Below are 25,836 nucleotides of genomic sequence, written 5' to 3'. Positions count from 1 at the left end.
AACCGCCCATGTGGCACACCACGCACCTCACCGTCCTCACCGTGCTGCTGATCGCCGCCGGCCTGTACACCGTCGTGACCTTCGTCCGGGCCCGGCGCCGGTCCAACCCGGCCGACCTGCCCGGCACCGGGATCCCGCTGCTGGACGCGGCGTTCCTGGCCGGCGGGCCCGGCCGGGTGGTCGACACCGTGCTGGTCCGGATGCACCAGGAGGGCCGGGTGATCGTCTCGCGCAGCGGGCTGGTCACGGTCACCTCCAACACCGCGTACGACGAGGTGGAGGCCGCGCTGCTGGTGGCGGCCGGCGACCTGCGCCAGCGCGACCTGCCCGGCCTGCGCCGGGCGGTGATGACCTCCGACGCCGTCCAGCGGATCGGCGACCGGCTCGCCGCGCACGGGCTGATGCTCGACCCGGCCCTGCTGCGCCGGGCCCACTCGGCCCGCCGGCTGCTCTGGCTGGTGGTGCTGGCCGTCCCGGTCAGCACGGTCGTCGGCTCGATCCTGGCGGCCGGCCGGCCGGCCGCCGAACGGCCGGTGCTGGGCGGGGCGATGGCACTGCTGTTCGCCGGTGTCGTCCTGCTGGTGACGACCCGGCCGGGCCGGGGCCGGATCACCCCGGCGGGCCGTCGCCAGCTCCGGCAGCTGACCGGCACCGGCTGGCGGCCCCGGCACGGCGTGGGCGTCGCGAGCGGCGCGCTGCTCGGCGTGGTCGCCCTGGAGGGCGTGAACGCCGGCCTGCCGGACGAGGAGCTGCAGGCGGCGATGCTGGCCGCGGCGCGGCCGGTCCCCGTCCCCGGCTCCTCGTCGTCCTCGTCCTCGTCCAGCTGCGGCTCCGGGCCGGCCAACTGGTGCGGCTCCTCGGACCCGGGCTCCTCCGGCGGGTCGTCGAGCTGCGGTTCGTCCAGCTGCGGCTCGTCCAGCAGCTGCGGGTCCTCCTCGTCGAGCTGCGGCTCCTCCTCCAGCAGCTGCGGGTCGAGCTCCAGCAGTTGCGGCTCCTCCTCCAGCTGCGGCGGCGGGTCGAGCTGCGGCTCCTGAGGCCCGGCCGGCGGGCCTCAGGAGCCCGGCCCGGAGGGCTCACCGCCCGCTCACCCGCCTCACATGCGGCCCTCATGTCGTGTTCCTACCCTCGGCGGTATGGGACACGATCATGAGGGCCAACGCGTCAGCCGCCGCACCGCGCTGGCGGGCATCAGCAGCATCGGCCTCGGCGCGCTGCTCGCGGCCTGCGGCCAGGGCGGCGGGAACCGGGCGACCACCACCACCGGCGCGAGCGCGGTCATCTCCCCGCGGTCCGTCACCACCGAGGACCTCACCTCGCTGTTCGCGGCCTCCGGCACCTGCACGCTGACCGCCGGGACCACCCAGGGGCCGTACTACTTCGACGCGGACAAGATCCGGAGCGACATCCGCGAGGACCGCGCCGGCACCCGCCTACGGCTGGCCGTCCGTCTCCAGGACAGCGAGAGCTGCGCGGCGATCCCGAACGCCGTGGTGGAGATCTGGCACTGCGACGCGGCAGGCCTGTACTCCGGTGCGGAGAGCCTCTCCTCGGGCGGCGGAGGCGGCGCACCCGGCGGCGGCCCGGGCGGCGCGGGCGGCACGCCCCCGGCCGGGGCCCCTTCGGGGGCACCGGCGGGCGGCCCGGGCGGCGCACCGCCCGCCGCATTGCCGAGCGGCGCACCGCCCTCGGGCGGCCCGGGCACCGGCGGCGGCGCCGGTGGCACGGCCGACCTGACGCCCACCGACGACAAACGCTACCTGCGGGGTGCCCAGGTCACCGACACGGACGGCATCGTGCAGTTCACGACGATCTGGCCCGGCTGGTACGCCGGCCGGACCGTGCACGTCCACGCGATGGTGCACGTCGGCGACGAACGCACCCTCACCACCCAGCTGATGATGGACGAGAAACTCAACAGTGCGGTTTTCGCCAAGGAGCCGTACTCCCGGCACACCGGCCGCGACACCTTGAACGAGGGCGACTCCATCTACCGGCCGGGCATGCTGCTGACGGTCAGCGAGGACGGCGACGGCTACCTGGGCGTCATCACCCTTGCGGCGGACCCGGATCACAACGGCAAGTGACCGCCACGGCAGGCGGTCACAGTTCGGTATCGCGCACCTGGAACTGTTCCGCGATGGCCGGATCCGGTCTACAACAGCCCCATGTGGCTGCTCCTGCTGATCCCCGCCTGCATCGCCGCCGTGCTCTCCTGCATGCGGCTGGTCCGGATCGCGGCCACCGCCGACGCACTCGCCGGGGCGGACGCCCCGCGCCCGGCCGAGGCCGTCGGGATCGGCCTGTACGAGACGGCGTACCTGGCCGGCGGCCCGGCCCGGGTGGTCGACCTCGCCCTGGTGCTGATGGCCTCGCGCGGCCGGCTGCACCTGGCGCACACCGGGTGGACCAGCGTGGTGGACCCGCAGGGGCGCAGCCGCCTGGAGCGGGCGCTGATCGCCGCCGTCGGCCCGGAGGGCCAGTGCCGCACCGGTGAGCTGCGGCAGGCGATGGCCTCGCACCCGACGGTGATGGAGGTCGGCGCCCGGCTGTCGCTGGCCGGCCTGGCCACCCCGGCGGCGGTCCGGCAGAGCACCGCGACGGCGGTCCGGCACGTCCGCCAGGCGCTGCTGCTGGCGCTGGTGCTGCTCGGCACCGCGATCATCCTGGGCGCCCCCGCCGGCGAGGACCCGGCGGCGGCCTTCGCCTGGTTCGCGCTACCGGTGATCCTCACCTCGGGCACCCTGCTGATGGCCCGGGTCGACGTCTACCCGTACACCCGCTGGGCCTCGCCGGCCGGGCAGGAGGTCCTGCGGGTGGTCCGGCTGCCGCGCCAGGAGGCGGCCGACCGGGAGCAGGAGCTGCTGACCGCGGTGGCGATGACCGGCCCGGCCGCCGTCCAGGACGCCCGGCTGCGGGCGGCGCTGCGGCACTGACCCACGGGCCCGGGGCGCCCCCGGGAACGCCGAAGGGTGCCGCCCCGGCCGGGGACGGCACCCTTCGGCCCTACGGCCCGGCGTACGGCGTCAGGTCACGCCAGGCCGTTCAGCAGCTCGGCTACCGGCTTGCGGCGCCCGGTGAAGAACGGCACCTCCTCGCGGACGTGCAGGCGGGCCCGCGACGGGCGCAGGTCGCGCATCAGGTCGACGATCCGGTGCAGCTCGTCCGCCTCGAAGGCGAGCAGCCACTCGTAGTCGCCGAGCGCGAACGAGGCCACCGTGTTGGCCCGCACGTCGGGGTAGCCGCGCGCCATCTTGCCGTGCTCGGCGAGCATCGCGCGACGCTCGGCGTCCGGCAGCAGGTACCACTCGTAGGAGCGGACGAAGGGGTACACGCAGATGTAGTCGCGGGGGGCCTCGTCGGCGAGGAACGCCGGGATGTGCGACTTGTTGAACTCCGCCGGGCGGTGCAGCGCCATGTTGGACCAGACCGGCTCCAGCCGGCGGCCCAGGCCGGTGCGGCGGAAGCGGTTGTACGCCTCCTGGAGGTCGTCGGAGTCCTCGGCGTGCCACCAGATCATGACGTCGGCGTCGGCCCGCAGCCCCGACACGTCGTAGGTGCCGCGCACCGTGACGTCCTTGGCGGCCAGCTGCGCGAACAGCTCGTCGACCTCGGCCGCGAGGGCGGCGCGGTCGTCGGGCAGGTTGTCCTTGAGCTTGAACACCGACCACAAGGTGTACCGGATCACCTGGTTGAGGTCGCGGGCCTTCTTCTTCTCGGGCTGCTGCGCGGCTACCTGCTCGGCGGCCGCCTGCGGCTCAGTGCTGTCAGTCATGCGGACATTGTCCCTTCTGTGACGGCCGCCCCGGCGGCCGGGGTCAACACCTTGTCGACGGCCGCGCGGGCGCTCGCGACGCAGGCGGGGATGCCCACCCCGTCGTACGCGGCGCCGCACAGGGCCAGCCCGCCGAGCCGCTCGGCGCCGGCCCGGATCCGGGCCACCCGGTCGAGGTGGCCGACCGGGTACTGCGGCAGGCCGGCCCGCCAGCGGGTGACCGCCGTGTCGTACGGCTTCGCGGTCAGGCCGACGGCCTCGCCGAGGTCGGCCAGCGAACGGGCGACCAGCTCCTCGTCGGGGAGGTCGAGCGCCTGTTCCTCCCGGTGGCGGCCGAGCGAGGTGCGCAGCAGGAAGCTGTCCGGAGCCGAGCGCTCCAGCCAGCCCCACTTGTTCGAGGAGAAGGTGGACGCCTTGATCTGCCGGCCGTCGACCGGCGGCACCAGGAACCCGCTGCCGGCCGGCGGGACGGGCAGGTCGGCGCGCCGGAAGGCCATCGTGACCAGCGCCATCCCCGCGTACTCGACGGCGGCCAGCTCGGCGGCCGCGCCGGGCGCCTCGGCCCGCAGCAGCCGGGCCGCCTCGGGCGCGGGCACGGCGAGCACCACCGCGTCCGCCCGCAGCACCTCGCCGCCGACGACCAGGCGCCAGCCCTCGGGGGTGCGGCGCAGCTCGTCCACCGGGCTGCCGGTCCGCAGGTCGGCGCCGGCCGCGCGGCAGGCGGCGGCGACGGCGACGGGCAGGGTGCCGAGGCCGCCCTCCAGGCCCTGGAAGACCGGGCCGCCGCCGCTCTGCGGGCGGGTCGCCAGCTCGTGCACGCCGTCCAGCAGCGGACCTCCGGTGCGGGCCAGGGCGAGCAGCTGGGGGACGGCCGCGCGCAGCGAGATCTCGTCCGCGTGGCCCGCGTAGACGCCGCCGAGCAGCGGCTCGACCAGCCGGTCGACCACCTCCCGGCCGAGCCGCCCGGCCACGTACGCGCCGATGGCGATGTCGTCGCCGACCGCCGGGGTGCTCTCCTCCCGGCCGGCCCGGGCCAGGCCCTCGGGGGTGAGCACGCCGGAGGCGGCCAGCGCGTCGAGGTCACCGGGGACGCCCATCACCTGGCCGCCGGGCAGCGGGCGCAGCGCGTCCCTGGTCCAGATCGCGGCCTTGGCGGTGCCGGGCGGCCGGAGGGCGTCGGCCAGGCCTACCGAGCGGGCCAGGGCGACCGCCTCCGGGCGGCGGGCGAGCATCGACTCGGCGCCGAGGTCGACCTGCACCCCGCCGACCTCGCCGCCGCGGAGCTTCCCGCCGAGGCGATCAGAGGCCTCCAGCAGGGTGACCGCGGCTCTCCCGCCGCCACCGTCCGCCCCGCTGAGGAAGGCGGCCGCGGCCAGGCCCGCGATACCGCCGCCGATCACGACGACATGTGGTTGCGACATGCTTCGCAGTCTTGCAGAGAGCCGGGCGAAGGCCTCAATCCGCCCTTAATCCGTCCGCTTCCGGGCGGGCACCAGTGCGTCCAGGTCGATGGCGACCGGGAACGGGACGGGGCGCTCCAGCCTGCCGCGGAAGATCCCGGCGGGCGCGTAGGCGGTGGTGGGGGCGTCGAGCTCGTAGACGTGGACGACGGGCGCGCCGTCCTCCTCCTCGATCAGCCAGTAGTGCGCGATGCCCGCCTCGGCGTACTTGCGGACCTTGACGGTGCGGTCGCGGTGGGCCGACTCGGGGGAGACGACCTCGACGACCAGGGAGACCGTGGCGGGGGAGAACCACGTCCGGTCCGGGTCGTACTCGGTCTCAGCCACCACCAGATCGGGCTCGGGACGGTTTCTGCCGTCGAGCCGGATGGTCATCTCACGTTCCACCACAGTGCCGGCGGGAGCCTGGTCCTCCAGGGCGACGGTCAGAGCCGTGACGATCCGGCCGTGCCAGGAGCGCTGCGGGGACATCACGAAGACGAGCGCTCCGTCGATCAGTTCGGTGTGCCGGGGCGCTTCGGTCAGCCGGTCGAGGTCATCGGCGAACCAGCCCTCCTCTCGGGGCGGTCGCATCCAGTCGGGCAGCGCGCTCATGGGTCCAGACTAGCCAGTGCGGAGCTCCGCCGAGGGCCGTCCGCGCGCGGTCAGCCCGAAGCCGACGGCGCACAGAAGCACGACGGCGGCGGACACCAGCAGCGGGAGCTGCGGGCGGTGTCCGGCGGTGAGCATCCAGGCGCCGAGCAGGCCGCCGAGGAACATCGCCACCACCCCGGCGGCCCGCAGCGCGGCCGAGCCGGTGCCGCCGCCCCGGGCGGGATCGTGCCCGACGGCCGGGGCCAGCCCGCTGATCACGGAGGTGAGCGCGCGGGTGGTGAGCGTGGTGGGCAGTTCGGCGACCCGGGCCCGGAGGCTGGTGACGCTGCGCAGGCCCATAGCCAGCGCCGTCAGGGCGATCACCAGGTAGAGGTGGCCGGTCAACGGCTCGTCGAGCCGGCCGATCCCGCCGGCGGCCAGGCCGGCGCCGCCGAGCAGCAGGGCCTCGGCCACCAGTCCGACGACGAACCAGCGGTGGCGGCGGGCCTCGACCCTGGTCTCCAGCAGGGCGCCGGTCAGGTTGCCGACGGCGAAGGCCCCCAGGGAGACGGCGGAGGCCGTGACGGACAGGCCCGGGCCGCCGGCCAGCCCGAAGGCGAGGAAGAGCATGTTGCCCGTCATCAGGGCGGTGAAGACGTGGCCGAGCGCGAGCAGGCTGACGGCCTCGATCACCCCCGTGGTCAGGGTCAGCACGATCAGTACGGCGTCGAGCGCGGCGCTGCGCCTCAGGGTCAAGGCCGGTTCCTCCCTCGGACGACGAACCACCCACTCTCGCGTTCCGCCGCGGACCGGCCCGGCATTGGGCCATGTGTGGGGGCGCCCCCGGGCCGGGGCCGGGTGGCGGTTCCGGTCCGGGGGCGCCGGTAGGCCCAGCTGGTGGCGGGCGCGGACGGCCCGTCAGGTGGCGTAATGCGGTGGCAACGAAAAACCGGCCGGTACGCCCCTAGGGTTCTGCCAGAACCAACCGCCCGGCACCGCCGCCCGGCGGACCGCCATCGGCCCCCAGCACCGGAGCAGTCGCGATGAGCACCGAGAACCCGCCCCGGCCGACCGGGGCCTGCCAGCCCCGCCGGCCCCGCGCGGACCGGGCCCGGCAGGTCGCCGACGTGCTGCGCCAGCAGGTGCTGAGCGAGGTGTACGGGCCCCGGCCGCTGCCGCACGAGGAGGTGCTGGCCGAGGAGTTCGGGGAGTCCAGGAACACCATCCGGGAGGCCCTGGACCTGCTCCGGACGGAGGGCCTGGTCCGCCGGGTGCCCGGGTCGGGGACGCTGGTGGTGGCGGAGAAGGTGCCGCACGGGCTGAACCGCCTGATGGGGCTGGCCGAGACCCTGCACGAGCACGGCGAGGTCACCAACGAGGTCCGCTCGTTCGGCCCGGTCCGGGCCCCAGGCCCGGTGGCCCGCCGGCTGCGGCTGCCGGACGGCGCGGACGTGGTGTACGTCGAGCGGGTGCGGCGGCTGAACGGGCTGCCGCTGTCGCTGGACCTCACCTACCTGGCCCCGGACATCGGCGCCGCCCTGGACGCCGAGGACCTGGTCCACCAGGACGTCTTCCAGCTGATCGAGGAGGTCGCCGGCCAGCCGCTCGGCTCGGCCGACATCACCCTGGAGGCGGTGAACGCCGACGCGCACTCGGCCACCGTGCTGGAGGTCCCGCGCGGCGGGGCCCTGCTGATGCTGGAGCGGCTGACCACGCTGGCCGACGGCCGCCCGGTGGACCTGGAGTACGTCCGGTTCCGCGGCGACCGGATCACCATGCAGGGCCGGCTGCTGCGCTCCGCGCTCTGACCCGCGCCCTCCCCCGCCCGGACCGACCTCACCTCCCCTCAGCACCCTCCCGCAGCAGCCTGCCCGCGGTCGCCCTCCCGCCGCCGCGTTCCTTCCCGTAGCCGATTCCCGGAGACCCTCATGGCGCTCGCCGACCACCGCTCCGACGTGCCCGTCACCATCGACGGCTCGCTCTGCATCGACGGCTGCACGCTCTGCGTGGAGATGTGCCCGCTCGACTCGCTGGCCATCGACCCGGACACCAACAAGGCCTTCATGCACGTCGACGAGTGCTGGTACTGCGGCCCGTGCGCCGCCCGCTGTCCCACCGGTGCGGTCACCGTCAACATGCCCTATCTGCTGCGCTGAGGAGCGTTCCCCGATGTCACGCCGTCCGTTGTTCCCCCGCCCGACGTCCCGCCCGGCGGCCCGCCCGCTCGGGCCGGCGTCGGTCCAGGGCCCGTCGTCGGCCCAGGGCCCCTCGTCGGCCCGGGGCACGTCCGCCGCCCGGCGCCCGCTGCCGCTCGCCCTGCTGGCCGCCACCGTGCTGACCGGACTCACCGGCTGCTCGTCCGCCGACGCCTCGGCCGGCGGCGACGTCGAGGTGGTGGTCGGCTACCAGTCCAAGACCATCAACACCGTCACCGCCGGCACCCTGTTGCGGGCCCGGGGGTACTTCGAGCAGCAGCTCGCCGCCGAGGGCAAAAAGAACGGCCGTACGTACAAGGTCAGTTGGCAGGACTACGACTCCGGCGCGCCGATCACCGCGCAGATGCTGGCCGACAAGACCGACATCGGCTCGATGGGCGACTACCCGCTGCTGATCAACGGATCGCGGGCCCAGGAGGCCGGCGGGGCGGGCACCCGGATGATCTCCGTCACCGGCTACAACGAGCTGGGCGCGCTCAACAGCGTGGTGGTGCCGAACGGCTCGCCCGCGCACACGCTCGCCGACCTGAAGGGCAAGAAGGTCTCCACCTCGGTCGGCTCGGCCGCCGACGGCACCCTCGTCCAGGCGCTGCGCAAGGCCGGGGTGCAGGACACCGAGATCTCCAAGCAGAACCAGCAACCCGCCATCGGCGCCTCGGCGCTGAAGGCCGGCGGCGTGGACGCGCTGGCCCAGTTCGTGGCCTGGCCGGGCCAGGTGGTGTTCGGCGGCGACGCCCGGCTGCTCTACGACGGCGCGGCGCTGGCCCGCCCCACCCTGCACGGCGTGGTGGTCCGGCAGAAGTACGCCACCGAGCACCCCGAGGTGATCGGGGCCTTCCTGCGCGCCCAGGCGGACGCCACCCGCTACCTCAACGAGCAGCCGCTGGCCGCCTCCCAGGAGGTCGCCGCGGCGACCGGCCTGGCCCCCGAGGTGGTCCACCTCTACAACGGCCCGAACGGCATCGCCACCTTCGGGCTGCCGCTGCGGCCCGAACTGCTGGCCGCGCTGCGCGAGGACGTCCCGTTCCTGAAGTCGGTCGGCGTGCTGAAGGCGCTGGACCTGGACTCCTTCGTCGACCCGTCCTACCTCGCGAAGGCCGCCCTGTCGGAGATCGCGCCGGCCCGGATCACCGGCACCGACACGGTCTGCGGGCAGCCGGTCACCGACCCGGCGAAGGCCGGCGAGATCTGGTTCGACGGTGAGGACGCCACCCGGCCCGCCGCGACCCCCGCCTGCCTGCTGAAGGCGGTCAAGGCGGCCGCCGGCAAGAAGGTCCGGGCCGCCTACGTGCCCGACGCCACCACCGGCACCCGTTGGTTCGCCGACAAGGACCACTGGGCGCAGGACGGCGCCGACCTGCTGCCCTTCACCACCGAGGACGGCCTCAAGGCCTACCTGGGCGCCCACCCGGGCGCGAAGCAGATCGGCTACGAGCAAGCCCTGGCGGCGTCGTGACCGCCACCCTCCGGCCGGCCCCGGCACCCGCCGGGGCCGCCGGGCCGAGCCGGCGGGACCAGGTGGCCGCCCGGCGCCCGGCGGCCTGGCGCCGCCGGGCCCTGCGGGCGCTCTCGCTGCTGGCCTTCGCCGGGCTCTGGCAACTGCTCACCGCCGCCAAGGTGCAGTTCTGGGTGCGCTTCGACCACCTGCCGACCGCCGTCCAGGTCTGGCAGGCCTTCGGCCGGCAACTGGCCACCGACCAGTACTGGCAGGACCTCGCGGACAGCCTGCGCCGGATCGGCAGCGGCTTCCTGCTGGCGGCCGTGCTCGGGGTGGCCGCCGGGGTGGCGACGGCCCGCTCGCGGTGGGTCTCCGACCTGCTCCAACCGGTGCTGGAGGTGATCCGGCCGGTGCCGGCGATCGCGCTGGTACCGGTGGCGATCATGCTCTTCCCCGACAACGAGCAGGGCATCGTCTTCATCACCTTCGCGGCCGCCTTCTTCCCGGTCACCGTCTCCACCCGGCACGCCGTGCGGGCCGTCCCGCCGCTCTGGGAGGAGGCCGTGCGCACCATGGGCGGCGGCCGGTGGCGGGTGCTGTGGAGCGTGGTACTGCCGGGCGCGCTGCCCGGGGTGGTCGGCGGGCTGTCGGTCGGCATCGGGGTGTCCTGGATCTGCGTGATCTCCGCCGAGATGGTCTCCGGCCAGTTCGGCGTCGGCTACCGCACCTGGCAGTCGTACACCGTGCTCGACTACCCCGGCGTCTTCGTCGGGATGGCCACCATCGGCCTGCTCGGGTGGCTGACCTCGGGCGCCGTCGAACTCCTCGGCCGCCGCGTCACCCGCTGGCTGCCGACCCGACCCGGGAGCGCACGATGAGCACCGCGACCGCCACCGCCGCCGCCACCGCGACCGCCGGCCTGCGGCTGACCGCCCGGGGCCTGGCCCTCGGACACGCCGGGCACCCCGTCCTGGACGGCCTCGACCTGGACGTCGCGCCGGGCGAGGTGCTGACCGTGGTCGGCGCGTCCGGCTGCGGCAAGTCCACCCTGCTGCGGGCGCTGGCCGGCCTGCTGGCGCCCACCGCCGGCGAACTCCTCGCCGACGGCGAGCCGCTCGCCGGACCGCACGCCGACCGGGCGCTGGTCTTCCAGGAGGACGGCCTGCTGCCCTGGCGCAGCGTCCGCCGCAACGTCGAACTCCCGCTCGCCATCCGGCGGGTGCCCCGGGCCGAGCGCGCCCGGCCGGTCGCCGAGTGGCTGGGCCTGGTCGGCCTGGACGGCCACCAGGACCGGCTGCCGCGGCAGTTGTCCGGCGGCCAGCGCCAGCGCGTCCAGCTGGCCCGGGCCCTGGTCGGCTCGCCGCGGGCCGTCCTGATGGACGAGCCGTTCGGCGCGCTCGACGCCCAGAACCGCGCCGCCATGCAGCAGTTGCTGCTCACCGTACGGGAGCGGCTGCGCTGCACCGTGGTGTTCGTCACCCATGACGTGGACGAGGCGCTGCTGCTCGGCGACCGGGTCGCGGTGCTCGGCGGCGGCAAGGTCGCCGCCCTGCACGACGTACCCCGCCCGCGCGACGCCGCCGCCCGCACCGACCCCGCCGTACTGCGCCTGCGCGAGGCCGTCCTCGCCGGGCTGTCCTGAAAGGCCGCTCACCATGCCGACCACCGAAGCCCTGCGGATCCCCGACCTGACCGAGGCCCGCCACCTGACCTGCGACGTCCTGGTGATCGGCGGCGGCACGGCCGGCTCGATGGCCGTGCTCAGCGCCGCCGAGCAGGGCGCCGACGTGCTGCTGCTGGAGAAGGCGCACGTCCGGCACTCCGGCGCGCTCGCGATGGGCATGGACGGCGTCAACAACGCCGTCGTCCCCGGCCGGGCCGAGCCCGACGACTACGTCGCCGAGATCACCCGCGCCAACGACGGCATCGTCGACCAGCGGACCGTCCGACAGACCGCCACCCGCGGCTTCGCGATGGTGCAGCGGCTGGAGAAGTACGGCGTGAAGTTCGAGAAGGACGAGTACGGCGAGTACCAGGTCCGCCAGGTGCACCGGTCCGGCAGCTACGTGCTGCCGATGCCGGAGGGCAAGGACGTCAAGAAGGTGCTCTACCGGGTGCTGCGCCGGCGCGAGATGCGCGAGCGGATCACCATCGAGAACCGGGTGATGCCGGTGCGGGTGCTCACCTCGGGCGGCCGGGCCGTCGGCGCGGCCGGGTTCGACACCCGCAGCGGCGGGTTCGTCACCGTCTCGGCCGGCGCGGTGATCCTCGCCACCGGCCCCTGCGGCCGGCTCGGCCTGCCCGCCAGCGGTTACCTGTACGGCACCTACGAGAACCCCACCAACGCCGGGGACGGCTACGCGATGGCCTACCACGCGGGCGCCGAGCTGAGCGGCATCGAGTGCTTCCAGATCAACCCGCTGATGAAGGACTACAACGGCCCGGCCTGCGCGTACGTGGCCAACCCGTTCGGCAGTTACCAGGTCAACCGGCACGGCGAGCGGTTCGTCGACTCCGACTACTGGTCCGGGCAGATGATGGCCGAGTTCGCCGCCGAACTGGAGTCCGACCGGGGGCCGGTGTACCTGCGCACCACCCACCTGCCGGAGGAGTCCGTGCAGGCGCTGGAGTCCATCCTGCACACCACCGAGCGCCCCAGCCGGGGCACCTTCCACGCCGGACGGGGACACGACTACCGCACCCACGACGTGGAGATGCACATCTCCGAGATCGGCCTCTGCGGCGGGCACTCCGCCTCCGGCGTCTGGGTGGACGAGAACGCCGCCACCACCGTGCCCGGCCTGTACGCGGCCGGCGACCTCGCCTGCGTGCCGCACAACTACATGATCGGCGCCTTCGTCTTCGGCGACCTGGCCGGCGCCCACGCCACCGCCCACCTGCCCGCCGAACGGGCCGAACTCCCCCCGGACCAGGTCGAGGAGGCGCACGAGCTGGTCTACCGCCCGCTGCGCAACCCGGACGGGCCGCCGCAGCCGCAGGTCGAGTACAAGCTGCGGCGCTTCGTGAACGACTACGTCGCCCCGCCGAAGACCGGCTCGCGGCTCTCCGTCGCGCTGGAGCACTTCGAGCGGATGCGCGGCGAGATCGCGGGCATGGGCGCCCGCACCCCGCACGAGCTGATGCGCTGCGTGGAGGTCGACTTCATCCGGGACTGCGCCGAGCTCGCCGCCCGCTCCTCGCTCGCCCGCACCGAGAGCCGCTGGGGCCTCTACCACGAGCGGATCGACCACCCCGGCAAGGACGACGAGAGCTGGTTCAGCCACCTCAACGTCCGCAAGCACCCCTCCGGGACGATGGAGTTCCTGACCCGGCCGGTGGCTCCCTACCTCGTCCCGGTGGAGGGCCTGGAGCCGCCCGGCGGCGAGGTCACCGTGCTCGGCGAGGTGCACGCGATGCCGGTCGGACGCACCGGCACGAGCGCCGCCCCGGCCGGGGCGGCCGCCGGCGCGGGCGAAGGGCCGCAGGCCGGCGCCCCCGCGGCCGCACGCCTGCTCGACCTGCTCCGGCTGGCCGAGGAGCAGCCGACGCTGGCCCAGCTGCTCCCCTACCTCGGCGACCCGGCGGCGGACGTGCGCCGCACCACCGTGAGCGTCCTCACCGAGGCCGCGCCGGAGGGCACCGGCAGCGAACTCGCCCGGGCGCTGGCCGACCCGGACGGCTCCGTCCGGGCGGCGGCCGTCGCCGGACTGCGTGAGCTGGTCGAGGTGCTGGACGCGGCCGCGCTGGCCGAACCGCTGCGGGCGGCCGCCGGCTCCGCGGACCCGGCGGTCCGGGCCGGCGCGCTGGACGTCGCGCGCTCGTTGCGGACGGGCAGTGCCGGGGGCTTCGCCGCCGCGCTGACCGACCCGGAGGTCCCGGTCCGGCTGCAGGCCGTACACGGCCTGGTCTCGCTGGACGCGGCCGGGCCGCTGGCCCGGGCCGCCGAGGACGCCTCCCGCGAGGTGCGGGTGGCCGTCGGCGAGGGCCTGGGCACCATCGGCGACCCGGCGGCCGCGCCGGTGCTCGTCCGGCTGGCCGCCGACCCGGACCCGCTGGTGCGGGCCGCCGCCCTGCAGGGCGCCGCCGGGATCGGCTGCCCGGCCCCGCTGGACGCCCTGGCGGCCGCACCGGACGAGGCCTGGCAGGTCCGCAAGGCGGCGGCCGGCGCCCTGGGGCGAACCGGGCCGGCGGGGCTGGCACCGCTGCTGGCGCTGCTCGCCGACGAGCACATGGACGTCCGCAAGGCCGCCGTCCGGGCACTGGCCCCGCAGGCCGGCACCCCGGCCGTGGCCGAGGCTCTGCGGGCCCGGTCGGCCGACTCCGACGCCGACGTCCGCGCCTACGCCAGGATCGCCCTGCGCCCGGCCGGCTGAGCGGCCGGCCGGCTCCGGTGTTCCGGCTCCGGCGGGGCGGCGGGTCACGGGCTCCGGGTCACGGGCTCCGGGTCTCCGGCCGCAGGTGGCGGGGCCCGCCACCGGGCATTTGGGTGCACGGCCGTCCAAACGGACCGGCCGAGTCCGGGCCGCCGCCGACCCGTGACCGAGTTGCGATCTCCCGGGCGGATCCCGACAGGCCGTCAGCCCGTCGAATGGTTCGGAGCACCCGGACGGGGCTCGGAGCGAGGACGGGGAGGGCTTTGACCATGGGAGCAGCAGGACGCGGACCGGGGGTGCTCGCGGCGGCGGTGCTGGCGGTCGCGGTGCTGATCGGCGGATGCTCCGCCGAGGGCGGCAGGTCCTCGTCGGACTCGGCGAAGGCCCCGGTCCAGGCGCCGCAGGCGGCCGACGCCGCGGGGAAGGCCGCCGGCGCCGCACCGGCCGCTCCGGCGACCGGGGGCGCGGCCGGCGCCGGAGCGGAGCCGGTCCCGGCGGTGACCGCCGACAGCCGTCTGATCGCCTACACCGCCCAGCTGACGCTGGTGGCCAAGGACCTCGACCAGGCGATGGCCCAGGCCCGCGGCCTGGCCGCCGGCGCCGGCGGCTACGTCGGCAAGGAGACGGTCAGCGGGGCGGCAGGTTCCGGCGCCCCCGGCGGCGAGCGGGACGGCGGACCGCTGGGTGGCCAGATCGTGCTGAAGGTGCCGTCCGGGTCCTATCAGAAGACGCTGGACCAGCTCGCCGCCCTGGGCAAGGTGGTCTCGCGCAACAGCCAGGCGGACGACCTCACCCAGCAGGTGGTCGACGTCGCCAGCCGGGTGCAGAGCCAGCAGGCCAGCGTGGAGCGGGTGCGCGCGCTGATGGCGCAGGCGAAGTCGCTCGCCGACGTGGTGTCGCTGGAGGCGGAGCTCAGCCGCCGCCAGGCGGACCTGGAGTCGCTGCAGAAGCAGCAGACGGAGCTGACCGCGAAGACCTCGCTCTCCACCATCACGCTGGAGCTGCGGCGGGAGGCGCCCGCTCCGCCGCCGGCGGCGGAGCGGGCGAAGAAGAAGGACGGCTTCTGGGCCTCGGTGGGCTCGGCGCTGGGCGGCGGCTGGCACGTGCTGTCGATGATCGTCAAGGGTCTGCTGATCGCCCTGGCGGCCGTCGCGCCGTTCCTGCTGGTGCTGGCGCCGCTGGGCTGGATGCTCTGGTACCTCGGCCGCAGGCGGAAGGCGGCCCGCCCGGACGGCGCGGCGCAGGCCCCGGCGCGCGAACCCTGGTCGGCGCCGGGGGACGGACCCGACCCGCGGTGAGAACGCGGCGGCGGCCGGCGGACCACCCCGGTCCGCCGGCCGCCGCCGTACCGCTCACTGCTCCCTGCTCACGGACCACCGGTCGGGGGCAGGGCTCAGGCAGGGCTCAGCGCGCGCTGCTCTCGTGCACGAAGGCGACCAGCCGGCTCAGCGCGTCCGGGTCCATGCTGGGCAGCACGCCGTGGCCGAGGTTGAAGATGTGGCCGCTGCTGCCGAGCGCCTGGGCGGCGTGCAGCACCTCGCGGGCCTTGGTCTCCACCGCGCGGGTCGGGGCGAAGAGCACGGCGGGGTCGAGGTTGCCCTGCAGGGCCTTGCCGGGGCCGACCCGCTCGGCGGCGACGTTCAGCGGCACCCGCCAGTCGACGCCGACCACGTCCGCGCCGGCCTGGCCCATCAGCCCGAGCAGCTCGCCGGTGCCGACGCCGAAGTGGATCCGCGGCACGCCGTACCCGGCGACCGCGTCGAACACCTTGGTGCTGGCCGGCATGACGGAGCGACGGTAGTCGTCCGGGGCGAGCGCGCCGACCCAGGAGTCGAAGAGCTGCACGGCCGAGGCGCCCGCCTCGATCTGCACCTTCAGGAAGGCGGCGGTGATGTCGGCGAGGCGGTCGACCAGCTCGGCCCAGAGCTCCGGCCGGCCGTACATCATGGCCTTGGTGTTCTCGTGGTTCTTCGAGGGCCCGCCCTCGACCAGGTAGCTGGCCAGCGTGTACGGGGCGCCGGCGAAGCCGATCAGCGGGGTGGAGCCGAGCTCGTCCACCAGCAGGCCGACGGCCTCGGTGATGTAGGGGACGTCGTCCGGCTCCAGGTTCCGCAGCCGCTTGAGGTCCTCGGGGGTGCGGATCGGGTCGGCGATGACCGGGCCGATGCCCGGCTTGATGTCGACGTCGATGCCGATGGCCTTCAGCGGCACCACGATGTCGCTGAAGAAGATCGCCGCGTCCACCTTGTGCCGGCGCACCGGCTGCAGGGTGATCTCCTTGACCAGCTCGGGCCGCATGCAGGACTCCAGCATGGGGATGCCCTCGCGGACCTTCAGGTACTCCGGCAGCGAGCGCCCGGCCTGGCGCATGAACCACACCGGGGTGTGCGGCACCGGCTCGCGCCGGCAGGCGCGCAGGAACGCTGAGTCGTACGCGGCGCCGCGGCGCGCGGGGGGCTGCTGACCGGTGGTGTCTGCCGTTGTCTCGCTCACGGTCCAAATCTTCGCACGCGCCCCGGGCGCGACTTCCCGCCCCCGGGTGGTGCGAAGCTCCAACATTGCCCGCCGGACGGGCCTCGGCACGCCGCACAAACGGAAGTTGCGCGAATTGCGGCTCCGTCCGACCTAGTCTTCGGGTCATGGCAGCGGTCGGCGGGCACCCCGCACAAGGTGGAGGAACGGGCAAGGAGTCGGCGCCGATCGAGTTCCGCGACGCGGTCGAGGCGCTGAGCGGAGCGAGGCTCCGCCCCGAGGTGCAGCTCTCCCCTGCCCCGGCGCCGCGCCGGCTGGCCCCGTACGCGTTCGCGCTGACCGCCTCGGTCGAGGTGGACGGCGAGGAGCTGGCGGACGGGCGGATCGTGCTGCTGCACGACCCGGCCGGCCAGGAGGCCTGGCACGGCGACTTCCGGGTGGTCACGATGACCCGCGCCGAGCTGGAGCCGGAGATGGCGGCCGACCCGATGCTGTCCGAGGTCGGCTGGGCCTGGCTGCTGGACGCCCTGCAGGCGCACGGCGCCGGCTACGCGGAGGCGGGCGGCACGGTGACCCGGTGCGCCTCGCAGTACTTCGGCGCGCTCGCGGACCGGCCGTCCTCGACCGAGATCGAGATCCGGGCGTCCTGGACGCCGTCCGACGGGCGCTTCGAGCGCCACCTGGCGGCCTGGGGCGAGCTGCTCTGCGCCGGCGCGGGGCTCCCTCCCGTCCCGGGCTCGCCGCAGAACGCCCCGGACGCCCCGTCACTCGGTGGAGTGGTCCCGATGCCCGCGCGGCGTCGTCCCCGTTCGCACTGAGGAGTGAAGCCCGGCCGCCGGGGGCCCCACCTCGGCAAAAGCCACTCCCAGGGCTGACGGAGTGTGACTTCCGCCCCGTTCTCCGTCAATTCATCGACCTGAGACGATCAAGGCGCGCCCGAAAGTGATCGATTTTGTGCGATTTCGGAGCATGTCGCATCAGTCATCCGCGCCCTTTGTCCGTATTGTTACTCACTAAATCGTGATCTTTCGCTAAAGCCGGGCACGGTTGTTGCCGAAGCAGACTGTGACCCTTTCCAAACGCGGAACACTCCGACCGCCCCATCGGGGTTCCGTCCGCCACTCCCCGCAGGAGGCCTGGTGTCGGTCCTTCTTGAGCACCCCGCAAACGTGGTCGCCTACCGTCCGACGAAGCCCACCGCCATGGTGGTCATCGCTGATCCCCGAGTCCGAAACACCGTCACCCGCCACCTGTGGGCGCTCGGCGTCCGGGACGTCATCGAGGTCTCCTCGATCGCCGAGGCCCGCCCCCGGGTCTCGACGCCCCGCGACATCTGCGTCGCCGACGTCCACCTCCCGGACGGCTCCGGGCTGACCATCCTCGCCGAGACCCGCGCCGCGGGCTGGCCCAACGGCCTCGCCCTCTCCGCCGCCGACGACATCGGCGCGGTCCGCAGCGCGCTGGCCGGCGGCGTCAAGGGCTACGTGGTCACCGGTACCCGTACCAACATCGCCATGCCGGGACGACCCGGCATGCCCCTCGGAACCGGCGGCCTGGCCGGCCGGATGCGGCGCCCCGGCATGCCGGGAGTCCCCGGAACGGCCGGAGCCCCCGGCGCCCCGGGTGCTCCCGGTGCTCCCGGGACCCAGCAGTCCGCCTACCGGGAGCTCTCCGGCCGTGAGGTCGAGGTCCTGCGGCTGGTGGCGGAGGGCCAGTCCAACAAGGCGATCGGAGTCGCCATGGGCCTGTCCGCCCTCACCGTGAAGAGCCACCTCGCCCGGATCGCCCGCAAGCTGGGCACCGGCGACCGGGCCGGCATGGTCGCGGTCGCGCTGCGCACCGGCATCATCCACTGAATCACCCGTAGGAACCGCGGCGGCGGCCCGGAGGAACGTTTCCTCCGGGCCGTCTCCCTTTTCGGGCGCCCCTCGCCGCCGGGGCCCTCCGGTCCGGACGCGGTCCGTGCGTGCGGGGCAGGGGTTACGGCAGAGCCGAACGGGTGAACGCGGTGATCCGGTCCGACCGGTCGACGCTCCCTCTCCTCCGGGCGCCGCGCTGCCGGCGGGCAGCATCCTGCGGCCGGGTCGCTCGGCCATGGACGCCTCAGCGTCCTCCGAACTCCGTCCGATGGGCCGTTTGGGGCGATTGGTGGCGGAAGGCGATCACCCGGATTCGGGGTGGCATATCCCTGAACGCGGTCTGACCAGTCCGACAACACTCCCGCCGGCGGGGGGCGTCGTACCCTTGGGGGGTGACCGACGCCGTAGCAGCCATCCCAGAAGAGACAGCCCCGGTCCCGCTCCTCGAACCGCGGGAGGGAATCCCCCCGGTCGTGGCGGACGCGCAGGCTCTCGCCGCCACCGTCGCCGCGTTCGCGGCGGGCACCGGACCGGTCGCCGTCGACGCCGAGCGGGCCTCCGGCTACCGCTACGGGCAGCGCGCGTACCTGATCCAGCTGCGGCGAGCCGGGTCCGGCACCGCGCTGATCGACCCGATCGCCTGTCCGGACCTCGGCGAACTCGGTGAGGCGCTGGCCGACGCCGAATGGGTGGTCCACGCGGCCACCCAGGACCTGCCGTGCCTGGCCGAGGTCGGCATGAAGCCACGCCGGCTGTTCGACACCGAGCTGGCCGGCCGGATCGCCGGGTTCCCCCGGGTGGGCCTGGGGCCGATGACCGAGAACGTGCTCGGCCTGACCCTGGCGAAGGAGCACTCGGCGGTGGACTGGTCCACCCGCCCGCTGCCCGAGCCGTGGCTGCGCTACGCGGCCCTGGACGTCGAGGTGCTGGTCGAGCTGCGCGACGCACTCGAACAGGAGCTGGACGCCCAGGGCAAGCTCGGCTGGGCCATGGAGGAGTTCGCGGCGATCGCCAACGCCCCTAAGCCGGCGCCCCGGGTCGACCCCTGGCGCCGGACCTCGCAGCTGCACAAGGTGCGCCGGCGCCGGCAGCTGGCCGTCGTCCGCGAGCTGTGGCTGGCCCGGGACCGGATGGCGCAGGACCGCGACGTCTCCCCCGGCCGGGTGCTGTCGGACGCCGCGATCGTCAACGCCGCCCTGGCCGTTCCGCTGAACCTCGCCGCGCTGCAGGCCGTGCAGGGCTTCGGGCCCCGGGTGCACCGGCGCCAGCTGGAGCAGTGGCTGGCCGCCGTGCAGCGGGCCCGGGAGATCCCGGAGGCGCAGCTGCCGCCGCCGTCCGCCCCGCACGAGGGCCCGCCGCCGCCGCGCGCCTGGGCGGAGAAGGACCCGGTGGCCGCCGCCCGGCTGTCCGGGGCGCGGGCCGCGGTCGGCGAGCTGGCCGAGAAGCACAGCCTGCCGCCGGAGAACCTGATCACTCCCGACCTGGTCCGCCGGGTGTCCTGGGAGCCGCCGGCGAACCCGACGGCGGAGAACGTGGCGGCCGCCCTGCGGGCGCTGGGCGCCCGGCAGTGGCAGGTCGACCTGGTCGCCCCCGCGGTGGCCGCGGCCTTCGTGAAGGCCGCCACCCAGCCGGCCGAGCCGCCGGCGGCGGCTCAGGCGGAGCTGCCCGAGGGGTGAGCGGGCGACGGATTCGACGATGACGGGGACGCCGGGCGGCGTCCCCGTCGTCGTTCCCGACGGGCGCAAGCACGGCGCAGGTGGGACGCAGGGCGGCCGCAGGCCGGGCGGGGCACGCTGGCGGCCGGACCTGGCCGGGTACCGGTGGCGGGACGTGGCGCGGGACACACCACGTGATCGGGGTGCCGGGCCTGGGCAAGTTAGTTACCGGCGGGTAGCATGGCCGTGAAGCAGCGCCGCCCGCCTTTGTCCGCGCCGGCCTGCCCACATCATCCGTTGGTCCCTGGGAGGAGAGCCCCCGTGCCTCGTACCGCGAGGGATGTCGTCTTTGTCGATGGCGTCCGCACCCCGTTCGGCAAGGCAGGCCCGAAGGGCATCTACCACGAGACGCGCGCCGACGACCTGGTCGTCAAGTGCATCCGGGAACTCGTGCGTCGTAACCCGAGCCTGCCCGTCGAGCGCATCGACGAGGTCGCGATCGCGGCCACCACGCAGATCGGCGACCAGGGCCTGACGATCGGCCGCACCGCCGCGCTGCTCTCCGGTCTGCCGAAGTCCGTCCCGGGCTACTCGATCGACCGCATGTGCGCCGGCGCGCTGACCGCCGTCACCGCCACCGCGGGCGGCATCGCCTTCGGCGCGTACGACATCGTCGTGGCCGGCGGCGTCGAGCACATGGGCCGCCACCCGATGGGCGAGGGCGTCGACCCGAACCCGCGCTTCGTCTCCGAGAAGCTCGTCGACGAGTCCGCCCTGTTCATGGGGATGACCGCGGAGAACCTGCACGACCGGTTCCCGCACATCACCAAGGAGCGCTGCGACGCCTACGCGGTGCGCTCCCAGGAGAAGGCCGCCAAGGCGTACGCCAACGGCGACATCCAGCCGGACCTGGTGCCGGTCTCGATCCGCAACACCAACCCCGAGGTCGGCGAGACCGGCTGGGGCCTGGCGACCACGGACGAGCCGATGCGCCCGGGCACCACGATGGAGTCCCTGGCCGGCCTGAAGACCCCGTTCCGCCCGCACGGCAACATCACCGCGGGCAACTCGGCCGGTCTGAACGACGGCGCCACCGCCTCGCTGCTCGCCGCCGAGGACGTGGCCGAGGAGCTGGGCCTGCCGGTCAAGATGCGCCTGGTCTCCTACGCCTTCGCGGGCGTCGAGCCCGAGGTCATGGGCATCGGCCCGGTGCCCGCCACCGAGAAGGCGCTGGCCAAGGCCGGTCTGACGATCGACGACATCCAGGCCTTCGAGGTCAACGAGGCCTTCGCCGTCCAGGTGCTGGCCTTCCTGGACCACTACGGCATCGCGGACGACGACGAGCGGGTCAACCCGTTCGGCGGCGCCATCGCGTTCGGCCACCCGCTGGCCTCCTCGGGCGTGCGCCTGATGAACCAGCTGGCCCGCCGCTTCGAGCAGCGCCCGGACGTGCGCTACGGCCTGACCACCATGTGCATCGGCTTCGGCATGGGCGGCACCATCATCTGGGAGAACCCCCACTTCGAGGGTGGTAAGTGATCATGAGCACCACTGAGCTGCTGAAGCGCGCCGCCGAGCTGTTCCCGGGCGAGGTCGTCACCTCCGCGCACGTACGGCACCTGGACCTGCCCCTGCAGGCCGGCAAGCTGGCGCTGATCACCCTGGACAACGGCTTCGACCACACCAAGCCGACCACCTTCGGCCCCGGCTCGCTGGCCAAGCTGTCCGAGGCCCTGGACCAGGTCGAGGCGGAGGCCGCGGACGGGAAGATCGTCGCGGTCGCCGTCACCGGCAAGCCGTTCATCTTCGCGGTCGGCGCCGACCTCAAGGGCGTCGAGGTGCTCAAGGAGCACAGCGACGCGCTGGCCATCGGCAAGGGCGGCCACGACGTCTTCAAGCGGATCGCCGCGCTGCCCGTCCCCAGCTTCGCCTTCTACAACGGCGCGGCGATGGGCGGCGGCGTCGAGGTCGGCCTGCACTGCACCTACCGCACGGTCAGCACGGGCGTCCCGGCGTTCTCGCTGCCCGAGGTCTTCCTGGGCCTGGTGCCCGGCTGGGGCGGCTGCACCATCCTGCCGAACCTGATCGGCCCGTCCAAGGCGATCAAGGTCATCATCGAGAACTCGATGAGCCAGAACAAGCAGCTGCGCGGCAAGGACGTCTTCGAGCTCGGCATCGCCGACGCGATCTTCGAGCCGGCCGACTTCCTGGAGCAGTCGCTGCTCTGGGCCTCCAAGGTGCTCACCGGCGCGACCGCCGTCGAGCGCGAGGAGATCGACCGCGGCAAGGCCTGGGACGACGCCGTCGCCTGGGGCCGCCTGATCGCCGACTCCAAGGTGCACGGCGCCGCTCCGGCCGCCTACAAGGCGCTCGACATCATCCAGCAGGTCAAGGACGCCGACCTGCAGGCGGGCTTCGACGCCGAGGACGTGGCGCTGGCCGACCTCATCATGAGCGGCGAGCTGCGCGCCGGCCTGTACGCCTTCAACCTGGTGCAGCGCCGGGCCAAGCGTCCGTTCGGCGCGCCGGACAAGGCGCTGGCCCGCCCGGTCACCAAGGTCGGCGTCGTCGGCGCGGGCCTGATGGCCTCGCAGCTGGCGCTGCTGTTCGCCCGCCGCCTCCAGGTGCCGGTGGTCCTCACCGACATCGACCAGGAGCGCGTCGACAAGGGCGTCGGCTACGTCCACGCCGAGATCGACAAGCTGCTGGCCAAGGGCCGGGTCAGCCCGGACAACGCCAACCGCCTCAAGGGCCTGGTCACCGGCTCGCTCGACAAGGCCACGGCCTTCGGCGACGCGGACTTCGTGATCGAGGCCGTGTTCGAGGAGATGGGCGTCAAGCAGAACGTCTTCGCGGACCTGGAGGCCGTGGTCTCGCCGACCTGCGTGCTGGCCACCAACACCTCCTCCCTCTCGGTCACCGAGATGGCGTCGAAGCTGCGGCACCCCGAGCGGGTCGTCGGCTTCCACTTCTTCAACCCGGTCGCCATCCTCCCGCTGCTGGAGATCGTCCGCGCGGAGAAGACCGACGACGCCTCGCTGGCCACCGCCTTCGGCGTGGCCCGCAAGCTGAAGAAGACGGCCGTCCTCACCAAGGACGCCCCGGCGTTCGTGGTGAACCGGATCCTGCTCCGCTTCATGGACGCGATCCAGGGCGCCATCGACGAGGGCACCCCGATCGAGACCGTCGAGAAGGCCGTGCTGCCGCTCGGCCTGCCGATGTCCCCGATCGTGCTCCTGGAGCTGGTCGGCCCGGCCATCGCCCTGCACGTGTCGGAGACCCTGGCCGCGGCCTTCCCGGAGCGGTACACCGTCTCCGAGAACCTCGGCAAGCTGGTCAAGGCCGGCAAGCGCGGCTTCTACGTCTGGCAGGACGGCCAGCAGGTGCTGGACCCCGAGGTCCTGGCGCTGCTGTCGTTCGGCACCACCGTGCTGACCGAGGAGCAGGTGCTGGCCCGCGCCCTCGACGCGGTGGCGCAGGAGATCGGCCTGATGCTCGACGAGGGCGTCGTCGGCGAGGCGCAGGACATCGACCTGTGCATGATCACCGGCGCCGGCTGGCCCTTCCACCTGGGCGGGATCACCCCCTACCTGGACCGCGAGGGCGTCTCCGAGCGGGTGAACGGCAAGAAGTTCCTCGCCCCCGGCCTGGCCAGCATCCCGGCCTGAGCCTGAAGCGGCACCGTACGGCGGAGCGCCGGTGACCCCCTCGCGGGTGGTCACCGGCGCTCCGTCGCTCTCCCCGGCCGCCGGGCCGGGCGCTCCGCACCACGCGGCCGTCAGGGGCCGCCGCGGGCACCGCCCGGACCCGGACCGCCGACCCGCGCCTCGGACAGCCGTCAGGGGCTGCGCAGGGGCCGGCCGGGGCGCCGGCGTCAGCGCTTCATGTAGACGCTGTCCATGAACTCGACGATCTGCCGGTCGGTGAGGTGGTTGCCCTCCCGGTGGCCCATCGCGATGTCGGCCTCGCTGATCATGCCCACCAGCCGCTCCTCGTGGATCACCGGGATGCGGCGGATCTGGTGCTGCTCCATCTTCTTGAGCACCACGTCCATGTCGTCGTCGGCCCGCACGCAGTGCAGGTGGCCGCCGAGGTCCATGGCCTTCATCATCGCCGGGTCCTTGCCCTCGGCGATACATCGCACGACGATGTCCCGGTCCGTGATGATCCCGCTGAGCTTCTCGTCCGCGCCGCAGATCGGCAGCGCGCCGACCCCCATGTCGCGCATCATCCGGGCGGCTTCGGCCAGAGTCTGGTCGGCGCGGACGCACTGGGCACCACCGTGCATGATGTCACGGGCTGTAGTCACTGGAGTCTCTCCTCGATCGGCCCCACGGTCCGGCGCCGCAGTCCCTCACGGCTCGCACCCGGAGCTGTACGTGATGATGCGATCACCATAAGCAGCATCGCGGGAGGCGGCGAGTGGATCAGCGGGCGGCCGCTCCGGCCGGGCCGGGAGGGCGGCCGGGAGGGCGCCTAGCGCTTGAGGCGGTAGACCACCGTGTCGGTGAAGACGCCGACCATCTCGTAGTGGGTCTCCAGCAGGTTCTCGATCCGGGGGACGAGGAAGGGCTGGTAGGGCGCCGGGCCGGAGTCGTCCACGACGATCTCGGGCAGGCCGTTGGCGAGCAGTTCTGCGTCGAAGGTCTGCCAGGCGTCGGTGACGCTGTACTTCTCGCCGACGTTCTGGCTGCCGTCCTTGCCGCCGCTGAAGTTGGTCAGGAAGCCCGCGGTCAGGTAGCGGGTGGCCGGGCGGCGGTCGGCCAGCCAGTAGAGCTCCGGGTGCATGCCCCAGACCAGCACGGTGTCCTTGGGCGTGGTCTGGGCCGCGACGGCGGTGGCGACCTCGGTGGTGCGGTCCAGCCGCTCCCCCGGCCAGGCCACCGCGAGCACCCAGAAGGCGGTGGCGGCGGCCGTGCTGTAGATCATCACGGGCTTCCAGCGGATCGCCGAGGTGGAGACCGCGCCCACGCCGAGCAGCACCAGCGGCGGCATCAGCTGGAGGTAGTAGTGCCCGAAGAAGTGGAAGCCGACGCTGACCGCGACCACCGAGGAGAGCAGCCAGACCCACAGGTCGGCGGTCGAGCCGCGCTCCTCGCCGGCGGCCGGCAGCGGCCGGTGCCGGTACTTCAGCCAGAGCCGGTGGCCGAGCGGCAGCACCAGGCCCAGGCCCGCGCCGAGCAGGATCGCCGAGTTGCCGAGCGCCCGGCCGGCCATCTGCACCCAGGCGCCGCCGAACGAGGCGTAGTCGCCGCTGCCGGTGACCACCCAGAACAGGAAGCCCTTGGGCTTGGTGAGGATCACCGCGACCAGCGCTATCGGCAGCGCGAAGCCGAACCAGATCTTGGACAGGGCGGGAAGCCACCGCACCCCGCGTCTGCGACTGTCCTGGAAGAGCATCCAGAGCACCGGCAGCATCACCGCGCCGCCGGTCTGCTTGGTGAGCGAGCAGAGCGCCACCGCGATGCCGGCGGCCAGCCAGCGGCGCCGCTCGGCGTACCGGAAGGCGGCCACCATCGCGGGCAGCATGAAGACCTCGAAGGTCGCCGCCTGGGTGTCCTCCGGGGAGAGCCCGATGGAGAGCAGCAGGTACAGCGCCCCCGCGGCGGCGCCGGCCCGGTTGCCCCAGCGGCCGCGGGCGATCGAGGCCAGCAGGATCGCGGTGACCAGGTGCGCGACTATCGCGAGGCTGCGCAGCGGCCAGAGCGAGAGCGAGCCGAAGACGGTGAAGCAGGCCTCGTACAGCCAGGGCAGCAGCGGGGGCTTGCGGTCCACCACGGTGTCGTAGAGGACGCCGCCGTCGGCCAGCATCCGGGCCTGGGTGGCCAGGAAGCCCTCGTCGGGGCTCCAGACCGGCCGCAGGAACGACGGGATGTGGGTGACGACGGCCAGCAGTGCCAGGACCGGGACCACTCTCGTCCAGTAGCCCGTGCGTACCCGTGCGGGCAGGCGCTCGGTGAGCGCGGCGAGTCGGTGGGTGGTGGTCGGCACGAAGGACAACCTACCCGGCGGGACCGG

The 25,836-nt window shown here is 74.0% G+C and carries 22 protein-coding genes; 15 read left to right on the top strand and 7 right to left on the bottom strand.

The genetic code is table 11. From position 1 onward, the window contains the following. The first annotated feature begins 8 nt into the window (after positions 1-8). From J2S46_RS28220 to J2S46_RS28210, 3 genes are all read left to right on the top strand, one after another. Entirely contained in the window at positions 9-1,034 is a 1,026-nt protein-coding gene (locus tag J2S46_RS28220; RefSeq protein ID WP_191289932.1) for a TIGR04222 domain-containing membrane protein, read from the top strand. 99 nt (positions 1,035-1,133) lie between these two features. Beyond that, the gene (locus tag J2S46_RS28215; protein ID WP_191289933.1) at positions 1,134-2,084 is read left to right on the top strand and encodes a peptidase associated/transthyretin-like domain-containing protein; all 951 of its coding nucleotides are present in this window, start codon (positions 1,134-1,136) and stop codon (positions 2,082-2,084) included. A gap of 81 nt (positions 2,085-2,165) precedes the next feature. Further along, entirely contained in the window at positions 2,166-2,933 is a 768-nt protein-coding gene (locus J2S46_RS28210) for a TIGR04222 domain-containing membrane protein (RefSeq protein ID WP_073928912.1), read from the top strand. A gap of 95 nt (positions 2,934-3,028) precedes the next feature. Here J2S46_RS28210 and hemQ read toward each other — a convergent pair whose 3' ends face one another. The 4 genes from hemQ to J2S46_RS28190 are packed head-to-tail and all read right to left on the bottom strand — an operon-like array spanning position 3,029 to position 6,561. Beyond that, positions 3,029-3,772, bottom strand: coding sequence for a hydrogen peroxide-dependent heme synthase (gene hemQ, locus J2S46_RS28205; RefSeq protein ID WP_191289934.1), 744 nt, complete (start codon positions 3,770-3,772; stop codon positions 3,029-3,031). After that, positions 3,769-5,193 carry a protoporphyrinogen oxidase gene (gene hemG / locus J2S46_RS28200; RefSeq protein WP_191289935.1) on the bottom strand — a complete coding sequence of 475 codons (1,425 nt, stop codon included), beginning with the start codon at positions 5,191-5,193 and terminating at the stop codon, positions 3,769-3,771. Before hemG ends, hemQ begins: the two co-directional genes overlap by 4 nt. 45 nt (positions 5,194-5,238) lie before the next feature. Further along, a complete protein-coding gene (locus J2S46_RS28195) occupies positions 5,239-5,826 on the bottom strand; it encodes a Uma2 family endonuclease (protein ID WP_191289936.1) in 588 nt (195 codons plus the stop codon). 9 nt (positions 5,827-5,835) lie between these two features. Beyond that, complete coding sequence (locus J2S46_RS28190; RefSeq protein WP_191289937.1) at positions 5,836-6,561, bottom strand: YoaK family protein; 726 nt, start codon at positions 6,559-6,561, stop codon at positions 5,836-5,838. 287 nt (positions 6,562-6,848) lie between these two features. On the opposite strand from J2S46_RS28190, the gene J2S46_RS28185 reads away from it, so the two are divergent. The 7 genes from J2S46_RS28185 (at position 6,849) to J2S46_RS28155 (ending at position 15,130) form a co-directional block, all read left to right on the top strand. After that, positions 6,849-7,613 carry a GntR family transcriptional regulator gene (locus tag J2S46_RS28185; RefSeq protein WP_073928916.1) on the top strand — a complete coding sequence of 255 codons (765 nt, stop codon included), beginning with the start codon at positions 6,849-6,851 and terminating at the stop codon, positions 7,611-7,613. Positions 7,614-7,733: 120 nt separating this feature from the next. Continuing rightward, entirely contained in the window at positions 7,734-7,961 is a 228-nt protein-coding gene (locus J2S46_RS28180) for a 4Fe-4S dicluster domain-containing protein (protein ID WP_073928917.1), read from the top strand. Positions 7,962-7,974: 13 nt separating this feature from the next. Continuing rightward, complete coding sequence (locus tag J2S46_RS28175; RefSeq protein ID WP_191289938.1) at positions 7,975-9,477, top strand: ABC transporter substrate-binding protein; 1,503 nt, start codon at positions 7,975-7,977, stop codon at positions 9,475-9,477. Positions 9,478-9,539: 62 nt separating this feature from the next. Further along, a complete protein-coding gene (locus tag J2S46_RS28170) occupies positions 9,540-10,337 on the top strand; it encodes an ABC transporter permease (RefSeq protein WP_229912701.1) in 798 nt (265 codons plus the stop codon). Further along, a complete protein-coding gene (locus tag J2S46_RS28165; RefSeq protein ID WP_191289940.1) occupies positions 10,334-11,101 on the top strand; it encodes an ABC transporter ATP-binding protein in 768 nt (255 codons plus the stop codon). Before J2S46_RS28170 ends, J2S46_RS28165 begins: the two co-directional genes overlap by 4 nt. A gap of 13 nt (positions 11,102-11,114) precedes the next feature. After that, the gene (locus tag J2S46_RS28160; protein ID WP_191289941.1) at positions 11,115-13,832 is read left to right on the top strand and encodes a fumarate reductase/succinate dehydrogenase flavoprotein subunit; all 2,718 of its coding nucleotides are present in this window, start codon (positions 11,115-11,117) and stop codon (positions 13,830-13,832) included. Positions 13,833-14,101: 269 nt separating this feature from the next. Then, positions 14,102-15,130: a DUF4349 domain-containing protein gene (locus J2S46_RS28155; RefSeq protein WP_191289942.1), complete on the top strand. Its 1,029-nt coding sequence runs from the start codon at positions 14,102-14,104 to the stop codon at positions 15,128-15,130. 106 nt (positions 15,131-15,236) lie between these two features. Here J2S46_RS28155 and hemE read toward each other — a convergent pair whose 3' ends face one another. After that, complete coding sequence (gene hemE / locus J2S46_RS28150) at positions 15,237-16,325, bottom strand: uroporphyrinogen decarboxylase (protein ID WP_229912691.1); 1,089 nt, start codon at positions 16,323-16,325, stop codon at positions 15,237-15,239. Positions 16,326-16,471: 146 nt separating this feature from the next. On the opposite strand from hemE, the gene J2S46_RS28145 reads away from it, so the two are divergent. From J2S46_RS28145 to J2S46_RS28125, 5 genes are all read left to right on the top strand, one after another. After that, positions 16,472-17,122, top strand: coding sequence for a DUF3000 domain-containing protein (locus J2S46_RS28145; RefSeq protein ID WP_191289944.1), 651 nt, complete (start codon positions 16,472-16,474; stop codon positions 17,120-17,122). 321 nt (positions 17,123-17,443) lie between these two features. Then, positions 17,444-18,160, top strand: a complete 717-nt coding sequence (locus J2S46_RS28140; RefSeq protein WP_073928921.1) for a response regulator transcription factor — start codon at positions 17,444-17,446, stop codon at positions 18,158-18,160. Between the two features lie 395 nt (positions 18,161-18,555). Beyond that, on the top strand, positions 18,556-19,839 hold the full coding sequence (locus tag J2S46_RS28135; protein ID WP_191289945.1) for a ribonuclease D: 1,284 nt from the start codon (positions 18,556-18,558) through the stop codon (positions 19,837-19,839). Positions 19,840-20,139: 300 nt separating this feature from the next. Continuing rightward, positions 20,140-21,357 (top strand): thiolase family protein, encoded by a 1,218-nt coding sequence (locus tag J2S46_RS28130; protein WP_073928923.1) that lies wholly within the window; start codon positions 20,140-20,142, stop codon positions 21,355-21,357. 2 nt (positions 21,358-21,359) lie between these two features. Beyond that, complete coding sequence (locus J2S46_RS28125; protein WP_191289946.1) at positions 21,360-23,486, top strand: 3-hydroxyacyl-CoA dehydrogenase NAD-binding domain-containing protein; 2,127 nt, start codon at positions 21,360-21,362, stop codon at positions 23,484-23,486. 206 nt (positions 23,487-23,692) lie between these two features. Here J2S46_RS28125 and J2S46_RS28120 read toward each other — a convergent pair whose 3' ends face one another. Further along, the gene (locus J2S46_RS28120) at positions 23,693-24,127 is read right to left on the bottom strand and encodes a CBS domain-containing protein (RefSeq protein ID WP_191289947.1); all 435 of its coding nucleotides are present in this window, start codon (positions 24,125-24,127) and stop codon (positions 23,693-23,695) included. Between the two features lie 167 nt (positions 24,128-24,294). Beyond that, positions 24,295-25,809: an ArnT family glycosyltransferase gene (locus J2S46_RS28115; protein WP_191289948.1), complete on the bottom strand. Its 1,515-nt coding sequence runs from the start codon at positions 25,807-25,809 to the stop codon at positions 24,295-24,297. Positions 25,810-25,836: the final 27 nt, after the last annotated feature.

Source organism: Kitasatospora herbaricolor (genome assembly GCF_030813695.1).
GTDB lineage: Bacteria > Actinomycetota > Actinomycetes > Streptomycetales > Streptomycetaceae > Kitasatospora > Kitasatospora herbaricolor.
This window is presented reverse-complemented; position numbering and strand designations above follow the sequence as displayed.

Excerpts from the sequence above, each read along its gene's own strand:
- J2S46_RS28220 (WP_191289932.1), top strand. The coding sequence starts at position 9 with ATGTGGCACACCACGCACCTCACCGTCCTCACCGTGCTGCTGATCGCC.
- J2S46_RS28215 (WP_191289933.1), top strand. The coding sequence starts at position 1,134 with ATGGGACACGATCATGAGGGCCAACGCGTCAGCCGCCGCACCGCGCTG.
- J2S46_RS28210 (WP_073928912.1), top strand. The coding sequence starts at position 2,166 with ATGTGGCTGCTCCTGCTGATCCCCGCCTGCATCGCCGCCGTGCTCTCC.
- hemQ (WP_191289934.1), bottom strand. The coding sequence starts at position 3,772 with ATGACTGACAGCACTGAGCCGCAGGCGGCCGCCGAGCAGGTAGCCGCG.
- hemG (WP_191289935.1), bottom strand. The coding sequence starts at position 5,193 with ATGTCGCAACCACATGTCGTCGTGATCGGCGGCGGTATCGCGGGCCTG.
- J2S46_RS28195 (WP_191289936.1), bottom strand. The coding sequence starts at position 5,826 with ATGAGCGCGCTGCCCGACTGGATGCGACCGCCCCGAGAGGAGGGCTGG.
- J2S46_RS28185 (WP_073928916.1), top strand. The coding sequence starts at position 6,849 with ATGAGCACCGAGAACCCGCCCCGGCCGACCGGGGCCTGCCAGCCCCGC.
- J2S46_RS28180 (WP_073928917.1), top strand. The coding sequence starts at position 7,734 with ATGGCGCTCGCCGACCACCGCTCCGACGTGCCCGTCACCATCGACGGC.
- J2S46_RS28175 (WP_191289938.1), top strand. The coding sequence starts at position 7,975 with ATGTCACGCCGTCCGTTGTTCCCCCGCCCGACGTCCCGCCCGGCGGCC.
- J2S46_RS28165 (WP_191289940.1), top strand. The coding sequence starts at position 10,334 with ATGAGCACCGCGACCGCCACCGCCGCCGCCACCGCGACCGCCGGCCTG.
- J2S46_RS28160 (WP_191289941.1), top strand. The coding sequence starts at position 11,115 with ATGCCGACCACCGAAGCCCTGCGGATCCCCGACCTGACCGAGGCCCGC.
- J2S46_RS28155 (WP_191289942.1), top strand. The coding sequence starts at position 14,102 with ATGGGAGCAGCAGGACGCGGACCGGGGGTGCTCGCGGCGGCGGTGCTG.
- J2S46_RS28145 (WP_191289944.1), top strand. The coding sequence starts at position 16,472 with ATGGCAGCGGTCGGCGGGCACCCCGCACAAGGTGGAGGAACGGGCAAG.
- J2S46_RS28125 (WP_191289946.1), top strand. The coding sequence starts at position 21,360 with ATGAGCACCACTGAGCTGCTGAAGCGCGCCGCCGAGCTGTTCCCGGGC.